This is a genomic window from Pseudomonas sp. GW821-FHT05H12, from assembly GCF_059419385.1.
On record NZ_JBWKRS010000002.1, the window covers coordinates 212,503 to 225,669 of the forward strand.

Annotated in this window: 19 protein-coding genes; 3 read left to right on the top strand and 16 right to left on the bottom strand. The window is 59.3% G+C overall.

Features of this window, described 5'->3' with window-relative positions:
* Nucleotides 1–14: 14 nt before the first annotated feature.
* The 12 genes from AC07SU_RS02640 to AC07SU_RS02695 all read right to left on the bottom strand — a co-directional run bounded on the left by AC07SU_RS02640 (nucleotide 15) and on the right by AC07SU_RS02695 (nucleotide 6,311).
* Nucleotides 15–467 carry a phage virion morphogenesis protein gene (locus tag AC07SU_RS02640; protein ID WP_494996126.1) on the bottom strand — a complete coding sequence of 151 codons (453 nt, stop codon included), beginning with the start codon at nucleotides 465–467 and terminating at the stop codon, nucleotides 15–17.
* Nucleotides 464–874, bottom strand: a complete 411-nt coding sequence (locus AC07SU_RS02645) for a phage tail protein (protein ID WP_494996127.1) — start codon at nucleotides 872–874, stop codon at nucleotides 464–466. Before AC07SU_RS02645 ends, AC07SU_RS02640 begins: the two co-directional genes overlap by 4 nt.
* On the bottom strand, nucleotides 871–1,089 hold the full coding sequence (lysC, locus tag AC07SU_RS02650; protein ID WP_494996128.1) for an Rz1-like lysis system protein LysC: 219 nt from the start codon (nucleotides 1,087–1,089) through the stop codon (nucleotides 871–873). Before lysC ends, AC07SU_RS02645 begins: the two co-directional genes overlap by 4 nt.
* Nucleotides 989–1,420 carry an Rz-like lysis system protein LysB gene (gene lysB, locus AC07SU_RS02655; RefSeq protein ID WP_010213936.1) on the bottom strand — a complete coding sequence of 144 codons (432 nt, stop codon included), beginning with the start codon at nucleotides 1,418–1,420 and terminating at the stop codon, nucleotides 989–991. Before lysB ends, lysC begins: the two co-directional genes overlap by 101 nt.
* Entirely contained in the window at nucleotides 1,417–1,623 is a 207-nt protein-coding gene (locus AC07SU_RS02660; RefSeq protein WP_010213933.1) for a hypothetical protein, read from the bottom strand. The genes lysB and AC07SU_RS02660 overlap by 4 nt, the downstream gene beginning before the upstream one ends.
* Nucleotides 1,620–2,456, bottom strand: coding sequence for an N-acetylmuramidase domain-containing protein (locus tag AC07SU_RS02665; protein WP_494996129.1), 837 nt, complete (start codon nucleotides 2,454–2,456; stop codon nucleotides 1,620–1,622). The genes AC07SU_RS02660 and AC07SU_RS02665 overlap by 4 nt, the downstream gene beginning before the upstream one ends.
* On the bottom strand, nucleotides 2,453–2,767 hold the full coding sequence (locus tag AC07SU_RS02670) for a phage holin, lambda family (RefSeq protein WP_010213928.1): 315 nt from the start codon (nucleotides 2,765–2,767) through the stop codon (nucleotides 2,453–2,455). Before AC07SU_RS02670 ends, AC07SU_RS02665 begins: the two co-directional genes overlap by 4 nt.
* Before the next feature lie 99 nt (nucleotides 2,768–2,866).
* Complete coding sequence (locus AC07SU_RS02675) at nucleotides 2,867–3,076, bottom strand: tail protein X (RefSeq protein ID WP_010213927.1); 210 nt, start codon at nucleotides 3,074–3,076, stop codon at nucleotides 2,867–2,869.
* Entirely contained in the window at nucleotides 3,076–3,540 is a 465-nt protein-coding gene (locus AC07SU_RS02680; protein ID WP_010213925.1) for a head completion/stabilization protein, read from the bottom strand. Before AC07SU_RS02680 ends, AC07SU_RS02675 begins: the two co-directional genes overlap by 1 nt.
* 103 nt (nucleotides 3,541–3,643) lie before the next feature.
* Nucleotides 3,644–4,345: a phage terminase small subunit gene (gene gpM / locus AC07SU_RS02685; RefSeq protein WP_494996130.1), complete on the bottom strand. Its 702-nt coding sequence runs from the start codon at nucleotides 4,343–4,345 to the stop codon at nucleotides 3,644–3,646.
* A gap of 3 nt (nucleotides 4,346–4,348) precedes the next feature.
* A complete protein-coding gene (locus AC07SU_RS02690; protein WP_494996131.1) occupies nucleotides 4,349–5,419 on the bottom strand; it encodes a phage major capsid protein, P2 family in 1,071 nt (356 codons plus the stop codon).
* 31 nt (nucleotides 5,420–5,450) lie between these two features.
* Entirely contained in the window at nucleotides 5,451–6,311 is an 861-nt protein-coding gene (locus tag AC07SU_RS02695; protein WP_494996132.1) for a GPO family capsid scaffolding protein, read from the bottom strand.
* A 154-nt stretch (nucleotides 6,312–6,465) separates the two neighbouring features.
* Between AC07SU_RS02695 and AC07SU_RS02700 the strand changes: the two genes are divergently transcribed.
* Together AC07SU_RS02700 and AC07SU_RS02705 are read left to right on the top strand one after the other, a co-directional pair.
* Entirely contained in the window at nucleotides 6,466–8,217 is a 1,752-nt protein-coding gene (locus AC07SU_RS02700; protein ID WP_494996191.1) for a terminase ATPase subunit family protein, read from the top strand.
* Nucleotides 8,217–9,278, top strand: coding sequence for a phage portal protein (locus AC07SU_RS02705; protein WP_494996133.1), 1,062 nt, complete (start codon nucleotides 8,217–8,219; stop codon nucleotides 9,276–9,278). Before AC07SU_RS02700 ends, AC07SU_RS02705 begins: the two co-directional genes overlap by 1 nt.
* Nucleotides 9,279–9,403: 125 nt before the next feature.
* Here the strand turns inward: AC07SU_RS02705 and AC07SU_RS02710 are convergent, their stop codons facing one another.
* Complete coding sequence (locus tag AC07SU_RS02710; protein ID WP_494996134.1) at nucleotides 9,404–10,216, bottom strand: hypothetical protein; 813 nt, start codon at nucleotides 10,214–10,216, stop codon at nucleotides 9,404–9,406.
* Between the two features lie 289 nt (nucleotides 10,217–10,505).
* Here AC07SU_RS02710 and AC07SU_RS02715 point away from each other — a divergent pair, with 289 nt between their 5' ends.
* Nucleotides 10,506–10,856, top strand: a complete 351-nt coding sequence (locus AC07SU_RS02715; protein ID WP_494996135.1) for a capsid portal protein — start codon at nucleotides 10,506–10,508, stop codon at nucleotides 10,854–10,856.
* Between the two features lie 37 nt (nucleotides 10,857–10,893).
* Here the strand turns inward: AC07SU_RS02715 and AC07SU_RS02720 are convergent, their stop codons facing one another.
* From AC07SU_RS02720 to AC07SU_RS02730, 3 genes are all read right to left on the bottom strand, one after another.
* The gene (locus AC07SU_RS02720; protein WP_494996136.1) at nucleotides 10,894–11,484 is read right to left on the bottom strand and encodes a hypothetical protein; all 591 of its coding nucleotides are present in this window, start codon (nucleotides 11,482–11,484) and stop codon (nucleotides 10,894–10,896) included.
* Complete coding sequence (locus AC07SU_RS02725; RefSeq protein WP_494996137.1) at nucleotides 11,481–12,020, bottom strand: ImmA/IrrE family metallo-endopeptidase; 540 nt, start codon at nucleotides 12,018–12,020, stop codon at nucleotides 11,481–11,483. Before AC07SU_RS02725 ends, AC07SU_RS02720 begins: the two co-directional genes overlap by 4 nt.
* Before the next feature lie 213 nt (nucleotides 12,021–12,233).
* Nucleotides 12,234–12,494, bottom strand: coding sequence for a hypothetical protein (locus AC07SU_RS02730; RefSeq protein WP_494996138.1), 261 nt, complete (start codon nucleotides 12,492–12,494; stop codon nucleotides 12,234–12,236).
* Nucleotides 12,495–13,167 lie beyond the last annotated feature (673 nt).

A 13,167-nucleotide genomic window follows, 5' to 3' on the forward strand; every position in this document is an offset into this window, starting at 1 on the left:
GCTACAGCGCGAGGTCAGGCGGTGAGGTGGGTCAGGAGGAGGTCGCGGATCATTTCGAGGTCGGCATCGGTGAAGCCGAGCAGCTCGCGGCGGTCGTACTGCACGTCTGCCTGGCCGCGTCCGGGGCGGTCGCGCAGGCCGTACTGGTGGACGCGGGCGATGCGTGAGACGCGGCCGGCGAAGGCAATGGCGATGGTATTGGGGGTGCTCTGCAGGCGCAGGTACTTGGCCTGGCGCAAACGGGTGAACATCTGGCGTTTGATGCGGCCGACCTTGCCGCGCAGTTGGCGGGGTTTGCGGGTGGCGTAGGGGGTGCCGTCCGGGTTGCGCTGGGCGGCGATGCGCTTTTGCTGATTGCGGCGCAGCTCGCGGCCGATGTTGTTGCCAAGTTTGCGGCGCTCGCCGGGGGAGAGCTTGGCGAGCAGCAGGCCGGCCCACTCTTCCAGGGCGTGGAGGTTGTCTGTCACAGCTCGAAGTCCGGCTCTTCGGGGTGGCTAATGTCGAGGCTGCCATCATCCAGACGCTTGACGATGACGCGCTCGGTGAGCGGCAGCTTGAGGGACATATCGACCTTGCCGCCGTCCAGGATGTCGGCCTCGAAGGCGATGGCATCCTTGCCGCGCTCCAGGTTGGTGAGCAGATCCGGCTGCTGGAGTCGCAGCCACTCCAGCACCGGAATGAATACGCTGTCCGGGTGACCGGCGAAGTCGGTGAGCAGGACCTGCAGAGAGTAGGTGTACTCGAAGGACAGGCCCTTAGCCGCGGTGCAGCGGACGCTGCCGGCGTCGATGAAGATGAGCAGCCGGTCGGGGTTCTTCTTGAGGCCTGCGACGGCGGTGAGCAGGTGCTCGCGGAGGCTATTGGGCTTGTTCATGGATTGGCTGCCTTCTGCTGGCACTCGTAGACGATGTCGACCTTAGCGGCGCAGGCTGCCCAGTCGGCCTCGGTGATGTCCTGGTCGTCGAGGAGCTCGCCGTTGGTGGCCGGGTCAGTCGCGCTTAGGGTGCAGCGCGTTACGGCCGGACAGCCAGTCACGATATGCGTCTGCTCCGGTGATGGCGGGACGCTGCCGCAGGCGGCGAGCAGCAACAGGCAACTGAGCAGCAGCCCATTCGCGTAGTTCAGCGTTTTCACGTTTCAACTCCTTGATCTGTTGCTTGCGGACGTCCAGCTCGCGGCGCAGGTCCTGGCCAGTCTGTTGCAGCGTGGTCTGGGCCTGGCGTTCGTCTGCCAGGTTGGTGCGCAGGGTGGTGATGGTGGTGGCGTCGCGCTCGACACGGGCGTTGACGGTGGCCAGCTTCTCCTGGGCCAGGGCGGTGCGCCCCTGCTCTGCCTCACTGCGCTGGTAGGTGCCCCACAGCAGCAGGGCCAGGGCGCCGAGCAGGGCTGCGCTATACAGGCCCTGGCGCAGGGTGATCATTTGCGGTACCAGCCCGCGGCGTTCATGGCGGCCTCATCTAGCGCATGGACGTCGCCCAGCACTATCAGGCAGCGAATGTTGAGGGCGTTCGGTCCGAGGGCCTCCACAAGCTCGCTGGCCTGCTCGTGTGTGGTGTCAGCAGGCAAGCAAACGACGTCCCCGTCGCGCAGTTCCAGGCGGCGGGCCTGCTCTATCAGGTTCATGCCGCCTCCTTGCCGCAGCCAGCGTGCAGCTTGTAGGCGCGTTCGAGTTTCACGTCATAGAGATTCCGGGCGTAGGCCGGGCCGTTGTAGGCCTTGGCGAAGGCTGCCCACTTCTTGCCCTTGAGGGCCTTGAGCAGGGCCGGGTCGGCCTCGATGAAACGGACGAACGCCTCGAACTGCTGGTTTTCATCCTGGCTCATGAGACGGACGAACTCGTCGACGCTGGCGTAGCCCAGGCGCTCGGCATGGTAGCCCATGATCTGGAAAGCGCCCCAACTGGCCGACTCATTGGCACAGAGCGCGTCGATCATGCGGGCCTGGGCCAGGCGTTGGTGCTCCCCGGGGCCGCCGATGTAGCCGCCGGGCTTGGTGTTCACCAGGGCGGGATACAGGGCGGCGAGCTCGTCGGCGTGGCGGCGCAGAGCGGCCTGGTCGTCACCTTCGGCGCGCGGCAAGGCCAGGCGTCGGTGCATAACGTGGCGCTCGAAGAGGATCTTCGGCTTGCCCGTTTCCAGGAAGCCGGAGCCAGCACTCTCCACCTCGTTGACTGCGTAGATGGCTGCCAGCTCGACGCCCAGGCGCTTAGCCGCTGCTGCGAGTGTGGCATTGCGCAGTAGCTTGCTGCAGTCGGTGCCGCTTAGGGCGGCGAGGGTCTTCTCGCCGGCTTTGCCATCGACCACCAGGCCAATCTTGGCTTGATACGCGCGGACGGCCTTTTCGGTTTCGTCGCCGTAGTCGCCGTCGGTGACCAGCTTGGAGCCGTGCGCGTTGAGTTGTTGCTGCAGGCGGCGGACTGCGATGCCTTTGTCACCGTGTTTGAGGGCTTCGGTCATAGCTGGTCTGCCTTGCGGGTAGCGATGCGTTTGAGGCTGGAGCGGACGTAGTCGGCTCCGAGCAGGCCGACTACACCACCGAAAAAGGGGGCGAACTGCTCAGGGATGCCGAACAGTGCCAGGCCGTTGGTCACTGCCAGGGTGATGAGGCCGCAGATGAAGCCTTCGCCAAGGGCACGACGTAGGCTGCCGCCGGAATAGATGAAGCGGGCCGAGGCGAGCAACGCCGAGAGCACGGCGGCGTATATGAGTGGGTGGTGCTGCTCCATCCAGGCGAGCAGCATGGCCCAGGTTTCGGGGCGATCAGGCATCTGTGACATTCCTTGCGTCCTGTGGAAGAGAGCGGGCGAGCTGCACGAATGGCAGGCGGCTAAAGAGATTGCCTTCGCCTTTGTAGGCGGTGAGGTAGATCAGTCCCATAGGTTCACCACTTGGCGCTGTTCGGGTTGAGGGGCGGCGTCCGGCAGGATGACGGTGGTGCCATGGGGGATGATTGGGCCCAGGTCGGCGAGGCCTGGATTGGCGTCGAGGACGGCCTCGGTGACGCCCGCAGTGCGGCCGTAGTAGTGCCAGCAGAGGCTGTCGACGGTGTCGCCCTGCGCGGCGATGACGGTTGCCACTACAGCAGCTCCACGGTGGCGTGGCTGATCCCGAGGATGGTGCGCAGAGCCTTGCGGGCGTCGCGGCGCAGTTGGTCGGGGCTGCTCTCTTCCTCAGTGACCTTCTGCTCGCCGCTGTTGGTTGCGTCGAAGCTGTTGTAGCGCTCGATCAGCTCGGCCAGGGCGCCGCAGTAGATGACGCGGCAGTAGAGGTGCAGCAGCTGGCTTTTGCCCTTGATCTGCTCGGCCGGCACTTCGGCCAGGGTGGCGTGGCCTTCGGCCTGGCGCGCGGCGCGGTAGGTGGCGAGCTCGCGGTTGGCCTCGATCATGGCATTGACGGTGGCCACTTCGAGACGGTCGTCGGTGACGCTGGAGTCGATACGCATGGCGGCGCGCAGTTGCTGGCCATCGATCTCCGGCCAGAAGTCCGCGTTGCTGATCGGGTAGGCGGCGCTGGTGTCACCGCCCGCAATGAATCCGCTCATGGTTGGGCCTTGAATTAGTGGGCGGTGGTCGGGGCTTCACAGCTCGGGAAGGAGTAACCCTGCTGATCCGCCCCGAGCCGCCCGGGTGCGGGGGACCGCTCGGTTAGCTGGCGGGGCCAGCGTGTTTCTTGAGGAGGCGCTCAGCGCGCTCCAGGTCTTTCTTGCCGCCGCAGCTGTTGTGCTGCTGGATGGCGCTTTTCAGTAGGTCAATGCCGGCCTGAATTTGGCCAGGTTGGCCTGGGTTGCTCTCGTCCAGGCCGACCAAGGTGGAACGGCCCAGGGCGAGGGTGAGCTTGGCGCGAGCTTCGTCCGGCATGTCCTGTTCCGCGGTGAGTACAGCAGTGCGGGTCAGGATGTCGTGCGCGAATACGCTGCCGGCCTTCTGGGCCGTCAGTGCGGCTTCTGCCACCTCCTCGGCCACCAGGCAGCCGGTGGTGCGGTTGAAGCGGTTCGGCGTCTGCAGGTTGTGGCGGATGACGTACTCGGCGATGTCCAGGCCTCCGGCGTAGTCGCCCGCGTCGAAGCGCCAGACCATGATGGTGACCAGCACGTCGTCCTGGGCACCCTGGCCGGCGGCGAGGACGCCGTCGACGTAGGGCACGTATTCCGGGAGCAGCTCGCCCTTGACCTTCGCCTTGTTCTGTTGCGACTGGACCTGCTTGAGGCGCAATTGATCCTGCTGAAGCTTGGCGAGCATGAGCTCGTAGCTGGTGAGGCCATCCATAAGCGCGGCGGGTGCGGTGCGCGCCGCCTCCTGGGCGGCACGCTTGCGCAGTTGGGTGCTTTGAGCAAGGGTCAGGGCCATGGCTTATGCCTCAGTCGGGGCTGGGTAGGTCATGGCCTCGACGTTCTCCACCAGGGCAACCGCCTCGAAGTCCTCGATGACGTAGGCGTCATTGCTGGACTGGTAGTCAGCAATGCGGTCGTACTCCGGTTCGTCTTTCAGGTGGCGTCGGCGGGCGTCTTCCTGCCAGTAGATGGAGAGGTTCTTGAGGAAGGTGACCAGCACGGTTCCTTCCGGGAAAAATGGAGCATCGACCACTGGCAGGCCGCCGAGACGGGCGCGGCTGACGATTTCCTGTGCGGCGTTCTCTTCCTGGCTGGAGGCTGCGCCTTTTTCCACGGCCTTGAGCAGCTTCTCGTGCATCAGGTCGCGGCTGACCAGTACCACCAGGTCGGGACGGCTGCGGTGCCAAGGGGCGAGCATCTGGATGGCGTCGAACACCAGGCCGTCGAGGGTCTGGTAGTCGCCACTGATTCCGGTGTCGACGCCGGCCACCTTGATCACTTTGGTGCCGCCTACGGTAACTTTGCCAGCGACGGCGCCCTCTTCCATAACGTGATCCGCGGCGCCTTCCCGGATCTTCTGCAGCCAGCCTTTGTTGACGTCCTGCAGCAGGGGGTTGTTAGCGCGGTCGGTAGCCAATGCCGCACTTGTGCCGTTGAAGCCGATCATGATGCGGTCGAGGGACTGGCGCTCGATGATGGCGTTGCTCAGGCGTACCTGGAAGTCAGGGAACTTGGCCCAGGCGTCGAGTAGCGCGTAGGGGAACGCGGTGTCGAAGTTGGTTTGCTTGCAGGCGTACACGTCCTTGGTCAGTTTGGAGACGTCGGCCGGGTTGCGGCGGTTGCCCGCTGCGGTATTGGTGCGGCTGGCGATGGGACCATTGACCCCGGCGAGCAGGGCTTCGCCTGTTTGCTCGTTGACGCCGATCAGGTTGATGGCCTTGAGGAAGGCGCTGGATTCCTGCATGGCAGTTTCCAGCGTCTGCTGAACGCTGGGGGCGACGTTGAATTTCTCGGTTGCACTGGCAACGCCGTTGAGCAGAGCGATCTGCGCGGCCAGGGCGGTGAAAGCGAGGCGGGTTACGTTACGCATTAGGTGTTCTCCGGGTGCGGGCTGGGTGGTGTCAGAACTTGGTCAGCACTTTGCCGTCGCCGCCCGTAGCTGGTGGGCGGTGCTGCTGGCTGTGGTCTTCGGTGTCACCCAGGCGCTTGAGCAGGTCAGCGAATTCGCTGGCCAGTTTTTCGTGGGCGGTTTGCAGAGTGTTGAGTTTGGTCTGCTCGGTGGTGAAGGCTGTGCCCTGGTCCTTGGCGTGGTTGGCGAGCGCCTCAACAGCTTCCGTCAGTTCGGAGAATTGGGCGTCATCCTTGACCGTTTTTTCCTTGCTCTTGCCGAGGGCTTCCATGACCCGGTTGAACAGGCCAATGGCCTTGTTCTCAGGGTCAGCGACTTCCTCGAATTTGATTTCAGTCTCCAGGGCCTCGGTGAACATCGAGGTCGCGGAGTAGTGGCGATCCTTGAATGGGCTGGCGTCTGGCTTCTGTGCAGAGAATGCGAGCACGTCGGTACCCAGACTTGCTGGCGAATCGGTCACGGCCAGGCCGACGATGTAGGCCTCGCCGCTGTCGGCAAAGCTCTCGTCGATTTCGATGGAGGTGTAAATCTTCTGCTTGGCCTTGTTCATGGCCACCAGGTCAGGGGTTGGTTCGATCTGGGCGAACAGGGCGAGCTTCTTCTGACCGGCGATCTCAACCTCTTCAGTCTTGACCGCCGTGATGTCGCCGTAGGCTTTGAAAGGGCTGTCCGGTAGCAGGCTGCGGAAGTGTTCCAGCCATACGCGGGCGCCATAGGTGTTCTGGCTGAAATTTTTGGCGGCTTGCTCCAGCCAAGTGCGCTCGATCTTGCGCTTATCGCTGGTGGCGCCTTCAACGGCGACACGGAACCAGTTAGAGCGGAATTTCTGGGCGGGGGCGTTGCTTGCGGCCATGGGGGCTGTCCTCGATGCGTTGGCGGCGGTTGCCGTTGCGTTGAGGGCATGGTCGACAGTGGAGGAACGCGCGGCAACGCTCTGAGCTTGTAGCGGGGCGCGCTACAGGACGCGGAGTTAGGGGCTCGCGCGCGTGAGCGGCAGCATCTGCGTCATGAATGCAATCGCCCAGCCGACCACCGATCCGCGCCGCCACGCCAAGTTCCTGTATTGGACGGGCTGGCGCATCACCGATATCGCCGATTACCTCAGCGAGAAAGAGAAGACCCTGCACAGTTGGAAAACACGGGACGAGTGGGACCGGGCGGACAACGTAGAGCGGATCGGCGGGGCGCTGGAGGCACGTCTGGTGCAGCTGATCCTCAAGGACGGCAAGACCGGCGGTGACTTCAAGGAAATCGACCTGTTGCATCGGCAGCTGGAGCGGCAAGCCAGGATTCAGCGCTACCAGGACGGGGGGAGCGAGACGGAACTCAACCCGAACATCGCCAAGCGCAACGAGGGGCCGAAGAAGGCACCCAAGCGCAACGAGCTGGACGAAGGACAGATCGAGACGCTGGTCGAGGCGTTCCGCGACAGTTGTTTCGACTACCAGCTCGACTGGCACCGCGCGGGGAACATGCGCACCCGCATGATCTTGAAGAGCCGGCAGATTGGCGCGACGTTCTACTTCGCCCGCGAGGCGCTGATCGACGCCATCACCACAGGCCGCAACCAGATTTTTCTGTCGGCAAGCAAGGCGCAGGCGCACCAGTTCAAGACCTACATGCAGTCCTTCCTCAACGAAGTGCTGGGGGTAAAGCTGACTGGCGACCCCATCGTGCTGTGGAACAACGCCGAGCTGCACTTCCTGGGAACCAACTACCGCACGGCGCAGGGGCGTAGCGGAAACTTCTATTTCGACGAGTTTTTCTGGGTTCATGGCTTCGCCGAGATCAACAAAGTGGCCTCGGGTATGGCTCTGCACAAGAAGTGGCGTAAGACCTACTTCTCGACGCCCAGCAGCATGGCGCACCCAGCCTATAACTACTGGACGGGCGAGCGCTTCAATAAGGGCAAGCCAACGGCCCAGCATATCCAGCTGGACGTGAGTCACGAGGCGCTGCAGCAGGGCCGGTACTGCGAGGACCGCATCTGGCGCCAGATTGTCACCATCCTCGATGCGGAGGCACGCGGCTGCGATCTGTTTGACCTGGACGAACTGCGTGAGGAATACGACGCGGCGGCCTTCCAGAACTTGCTGATGTGCCAATTTGTTGATGACGGGCAGAGCATCTTCCCGCTGTCGATGCTGCAGCCGTGCATGGTGGAAAGCTGGGATTGGCCAGACTACAGCCCCTTTGCGATGCGGCCCTTCGGCGAGCGGCCCGTTTGGGTTGGGTACGATCCCGCCGAGAGCGGCGACTCTGCCGGCCTGGTGGTTGTGGGACCGCCGCTGGTGGCTGGTGGCAAGTTCCGTGTACTGGAACGCCACCAGTTCCGGGGCATGGACTTCTCCGCGCAGGCCGAAACGATCCGGCAGGTTACCCGCCGCTACAACGTGGCCTATATCGGGATCGACACAACGGGCATCGGTAGCGCCGTTGCTCAGTTGGTGCGCCAGTTCTTCCCGGCTCTTAAAACGTTTTCCTACAACCCCGAAGTCAAGACCCGCCTGGTGATGAAGGCGTGGGACGTGATCAGCAAGGGTCGTCTTGAATTCGATGCCGGCTGGATCGACATCGCGCAGTCGCTCATGGCCATCCGCAAGACCATCACCCCAGGCGGACGCCAGTTCACCTATGTTGCGGGCCGCAACGACAGCACCGGCCACGCCGATCTGGCGTGGGCGCTCTTTCACGCATTGCACAACGAGCCGCTGGAGGGCCGGACAGCGGCCAACACCGGCATCATGGAGATCTACTGATGAGCAAGAATCGCAACCGCCGCAGCCAGGACCTGGCGGCAACTACCCAGGCGCGAGAAGGCGAGCTGCTGGTCAAGGATCAGGGAGGCCAGTCGATGGCCTTCACCTTCGGCGATCCGGTGCCGGTGCTCGATGGTCGGGAGATCCTCGACTATCTGGAGTGCTGGGCCAATGGCCGGTGGTATGAGCCGCCTATATCCCTGGACGGCCTTGCCCGCTCGACGAAGGCGAGCGTGTATCTGCAGTCTGGGCTCAACTTCAAACGCAACGCACTGGCGCGCACCTTTATCCCTCATCCGTTGCTGAGCCGGGCGGCGTTCGAGCAGATAGTCATGGACTGGGGGTGGTGCGGCAACCTGTATCTGGAGAAGCGCGACAACATGCTGCGCCAGACGCTTGGCCTGCAACCGTGCCTGGCGAAGTATATGCGGCGCGGTACCGACCTGGTGACCTACTACCAGGTGCGCGGATGGAAGGACGAGCACGAGTTCAAGGGCGGGAGCGTCTGCCACCTACGTGAGGCGGATATCAACCAGGAGGTCTACGGTTTGCCGGAGTGGCTGGCGGCTCTGCAGAGCGCCCTGCTCAACGAGTCGGCCACGCTGTTCCGCCGCAAGTATTACCAGAACGGCTCGCATGCCGGGTTCATCCTGTACATGACCGACGCGGCACAGAACGAGGATTTCGTCACTGACTTGCGCGACGCGATGAAGAGCAGCAAGGGGCCGGGTAACTTCCGCAACCTGTTCATGTACGCCCCGGGCGGCAAGAAGGATGGTATGCAGTTGATCCCGATCAGCGAAGTGGCGGCCAAGGACGACTTCGCCTCGATCAAGAACATCAGCCGCGATGATCTGCTAGCGGCGCTGCGCATCCCGCCCCAGCTCATGGGGATCGTGCCGCAGAACGCGGGCGGGTTCGGGTCGATCCGCGACGCCGCCCAGGTGTGGGCGCTCAACGAACTGGAGCCGGTTCAGGCTCGACTGGCGCAGATCAACGATTGGTTTGGAGAAGAGGTAGTGCGGTTCAACCCGTATGAACTGCCTGCCGCCGTCAACTGACGGTTGATCGCATACGAAAAAGCCGCCCTTGAGGCGGCTTTCTTCATCCCGGTTGCTGTCCATCTTCCCGGCCGCGATATTCTCAGGCTATCGGCACGTCGCTAGCAAACAATATTGGGTGCTGATTAGTACGGGTATGGTTTTGTGTTCATATGCGGCTTTGTAGTTATACTCCCGTTTTCTGCAGTCAAAATCGCGCCATCTTTTACAGGGGCATACGGCCAGTTTCTATCAACTATAGTTCTGGTATCTAACTTTATCGTGAACAGATCTTCCAGATTTCCAGTTAAATGATCTGTTACGTCTATCGTTCCTTCTATTTCATATGCTGGATTATGTACTTTGTTGCTGAATGAAAAGGCCAGTGGGTAAGTTTTGTAAGCGGAAATACCAAATGGTTCGTAACCACTTCCAAGCTGAGCATGGAATAAATCTTTCAACACGGCCTGTTCTTTGAAAGGGTACAGCCAGATGTGAAATCTGTATTCTTCAGGAAAACATTTATTGGGGTTAAGCACGAAACGGCGTAGCGCTTTCACTACCAAATGCTTGGGCGTAGCCTGATCGTCATGCGCGATGAAGTGGCCGGCGACAGCTCGCGCTACTTTGTTTAGTTGAATTTTTTTCAAGTGCATAACTGAGTTCATTAAGAACATGGAGTTTCGCAGTTGAATAGAAGTTTCTTTGCAGAGGTGTTCTAATGCTGGATCTAAGGTCGTACCTAGGATCGTGTTGTTACAATTCCCGCAGAGAGTCCGCTTTTGCAAACCGTTTTGGGCAATAGAGGTGGTTCTCTTACCTCTTTCCGCTGGCTTCAGTTGTTTCAAGATAAGATTTATTTGGCGCTGAACCGGCAAGGCAATTGACTGGGGGAATATATGGTCGCGCGTCATTTCTTTTCTTTTTAAGCAAAGATTGCACCTGCGAACTGTACCCATAATGACCATCCTTTTTTTCCAGGTTAAGTGCATCTTCCTTGCGCCGCTTGCATACCCGGCGTTCCTTTATTTTTCAAAAAACCAACATCTGATGCTCTTGCCAGTCAATCGACTGCGAACCGCGCGGTTTTTGTGTAGACAACGCGGGGTAAGACTCTGCCAGAGTGCCTGGCGCAGTGCGCTATCTAAACGTAAAGGCCGGCCATTCTCAATCAGTTGATCGGCCATCTCCCGAAGGTTGACCGAGACGTCACAGAACGAGGATCTCGTCATTGACCGGTGCAATGCGATGAAGAGCGGCAACGGGCCCGACAACCTCCTCAACCTGTTCATGTACGCCCCAGGCGGCAAGAAGCATGGTATGCAGTTGATCCCGACCAGCGAGGTCCCGGCAAAGGACGACTTCACTTCGATCAACAACATCAGCCGCGATGAACTGCTGGCGGCGCCGCGCATCCCTATCCACGTCGTGGGTATCGTGCCGCAGAACTTTGGAGGGTTTGGATCGAAACGGGACGCTGCCCAGGTGTGGGCTCAACGAGCTGGTACTGCCACAGGCTCGACTGGCGCAGATGATGAATGGCTGGGGGATGAGGTTGTGCGGTTCCGACCATACGAGATTCCCATCCCTAGGAGCTAACCAACGTGAAAAGAGGCCGCTATTATTGCGGCCTCTTTTATTCTTTCTTAAAGCTTTTAATTAATTTTACAAGCTCTTGAAAAAATGCGGCAATCGTTCCGTAGTCCTCAGTTTGATCCTTTTCCGGATTTTCCCGCCCCATCTTTTCAAAATTTGTTACAAGCCGAGCGATTGTTATAAATAATATAATTGCAATGGCAGAAGAAAAGGAAGCTGGGATTAAGGGTGCCAGAATTTTAACATAGAATGTTTCTTTGTTTGTTTCGGCGGTGGGAGCAGGATGGCTTTTTTCGACAGTTGGAGCCTTGATTTTGGAGGCAGGCTTTTCGGTAAGCGGCGTTACAACAGGGGTAATTACCACTTGGGAGGCAGCAATTGCGTCCTCCCTAATTTTTTGATTGTCCAAACCAACTAAAAAGTGCCACCCGACCCACATGGAGAAGGCCAGGCAGCACGATGCTGCGAGCGTCAGCAGCACCAGTGCTGACGTTGCAAAATACCGACTGAACTCTTTACGTCGGAGTGACTCCTGAATGAGACGCGTCTCTGCATCATTGGTCTGATTCGGAGTTTCAAACTTTGAGCCTGCAATATCACTGGGTCCGAAATTCGGTGCATCCTCTGTCATCCGGCAAGTCCTAAATTTTTCAACCTGTAGGACATGGCAGCGTTAGACACTCCAAATGCTTCTGACATTTGTGGGACCGAAGAAGCACCGCCAAATAGCTCACGCACCTTTTGTTCAGGCATGACTAGTTCAGCAGCGAAAGCGTTTGCTGCACGTTCAATCGGGTTGTAGTTCCCGAAAGTGGTGTCCCGCTGCTGCGGAGTAACTTCATTCACGTGGCCAAGTAGCACATGGCCGAGTTCGTGTGCCAAAGTAAAGCGACTGCGATAAATAATCTCGCTGTCATTATAATCGCAATAAAAAACTGGTCCCTCAGTAGTATTGATGAGGGAGGCCCTGCCGCTGGCATCAAGCTCAAATGGGCTTAGCGCGCGGACGCGAATAGGGATGCTTGTATCAAGCCCTGTGGTTTCGTCTCTTTTGAAGACAACCAAACTGGTTGCGATAATTTCAGGATTGACTGGCAGGGCGCCATTCCACGCAATCTGGAGCGCTTGTTTAGCGACCTCAATCGCTTTCGGCATGGATATGATCATTCAGCCCTCCTTTTACTCGCCCTGTTGACCTATTGAGCGGCGCGCGAGTATATCCGCATTACCAATAACATTTGTACCCGTTATCACAATATTTTTGCTGATACAAGAAAATTCAATACTGTGCATGCATCCAGTATATGGATTTTTTCACCTGCCTGCTAGCAGATTCCAGTCGAGTGGAGGTGGGTGATCTATCTGTCATGCGTTGCCCGCTTATTGCTGCTCACGCTCCCTGTGCCACGCATTGGCGGCATTGGCGAAGGCCAAATATAGACCTTCGACGCTTGCAGCGTTCAATGCCCTTACCGTCTCGATCCCTAGTACAAATCCTTCTGCACGGTCTGCAGCTCGCCCCATTTCGTCCGCCGTGTCAGCCTGCTGTATGCCTCTCAGCAATTTTACGGCTTGCTCTAGCATCGCCTCAGGCAGATTCAGGTCTGTTAATGAAGTACTGGTTGGCAGACTGAGGTTCATCACATGGCTCGCTGATTCGTTCTATATAAAGGAGCGTTGCTCGGGGAGCTCGTTGGTTCCGTTATGCCCATAACAACGGTCAACTGATCGTAGTCGCTGCTGCCAGCGGCTGCATCCTCACCTGGCGCGCGCGCTCGTCCCCCCGCCACGCCCGCGGGCTAAACGTGTCATTTTTTCTGCACCCCCGCAGACCGCCCAACGTGACCCAGGCGGCGGGCTGGCGGTAGGTATGGGGTGAGGCAAAAACCTGCGGTTCCCTGCACTGGAAGGGCTTTTATGGGCTATGAGGTGCACCCAAATTCGAGGGGCTGGTCGGGGATGATTTTCGGAAAGAGTAATTTCAGCAATCTGCAGGCAAACCTACCCTGGAGGCCGCGCCGTCCGTGGGTTCTGACATTACAAATAGAGGTAACTTATGAGTAATCAAAAAGGTAATTTTTTATAAGGTATTGATTTATAAAGATTTTTTGGAGCTTAAATATCACCTTAATAAAGAGTAACCAGATTACCTTTTAGTTACTCTAAAGTTACCTTTTCCCATTGCCGAAAAACCTTTGTAAATCAAGGCATTGCGCCTGTTTATCGGCAGCGGTTACAGAAATTACTCTTTCTGCGCACCCCCCAGTACCTTGGGGCGGATGCCAGCTACATGAGGCGCGCAGGCGTGTGCGCA

Excerpts from the sequence above, each read along its gene's own strand:
- AC07SU_RS02645 (WP_494996127.1), bottom strand. The coding sequence starts at position 874 with ATGAACAAGCCCAATAGCCTCCGCGAGCACCTGCTCACCGCCGTCGCA.
- lysB (WP_010213936.1), bottom strand. The coding sequence starts at position 1,420 with ATGATCACCCTGCGCCAGGGCCTGTATAGCGCAGCCCTGCTCGGCGCC.
- AC07SU_RS02660 (WP_010213933.1), bottom strand. The coding sequence starts at position 1,623 with ATGAACCTGATAGAGCAGGCCCGCCGCCTGGAACTGCGCGACGGGGAC.
- AC07SU_RS02665 (WP_494996129.1), bottom strand. The coding sequence starts at position 2,456 with ATGACCGAAGCCCTCAAACACGGTGACAAAGGCATCGCAGTCCGCCGC.
- AC07SU_RS02670 (WP_010213928.1), bottom strand. The coding sequence starts at position 2,767 with ATGCCTGATCGCCCCGAAACCTGGGCCATGCTGCTCGCCTGGATGGAG.
- AC07SU_RS02680 (WP_010213925.1), bottom strand. The coding sequence starts at position 3,540 with ATGAGCGGATTCATTGCGGGCGGTGACACCAGCGCCGCCTACCCGATC.
- gpM (WP_494996130.1), bottom strand. The coding sequence starts at position 4,345 with ATGGCCCTGACCCTTGCTCAAAGCACCCAACTGCGCAAGCGTGCCGCC.
- AC07SU_RS02690 (WP_494996131.1), bottom strand. The coding sequence starts at position 5,419 with ATGCGTAACGTAACCCGCCTCGCTTTCACCGCCCTGGCCGCGCAGATC.
- AC07SU_RS02695 (WP_494996132.1), bottom strand. The coding sequence starts at position 6,311 with ATGGCCGCAAGCAACGCCCCCGCCCAGAAATTCCGCTCTAACTGGTTC.
- AC07SU_RS02700 (WP_494996191.1), top strand. The coding sequence starts at position 6,466 with ATGAATGCAATCGCCCAGCCGACCACCGATCCGCGCCGCCACGCCAAG.
- AC07SU_RS02705 (WP_494996133.1), top strand. The coding sequence starts at position 8,217 with ATGAGCAAGAATCGCAACCGCCGCAGCCAGGACCTGGCGGCAACTACC.
- AC07SU_RS02710 (WP_494996134.1), bottom strand. The coding sequence starts at position 10,216 with ATGGGTACAGTTCGCAGGTGCAATCTTTGCTTAAAAAGAAAAGAAATG.
- AC07SU_RS02715 (WP_494996135.1), top strand. The coding sequence starts at position 10,506 with ATGAAGAGCGGCAACGGGCCCGACAACCTCCTCAACCTGTTCATGTAC.
- AC07SU_RS02720 (WP_494996136.1), bottom strand. The coding sequence starts at position 11,484 with ATGACAGAGGATGCACCGAATTTCGGACCCAGTGATATTGCAGGCTCA.
- AC07SU_RS02725 (WP_494996137.1), bottom strand. The coding sequence starts at position 12,020 with ATGATCATATCCATGCCGAAAGCGATTGAGGTCGCTAAACAAGCGCTC.
- AC07SU_RS02730 (WP_494996138.1), bottom strand. The coding sequence starts at position 12,494 with ATGAACCTCAGTCTGCCAACCAGTACTTCATTAACAGACCTGAATCTG.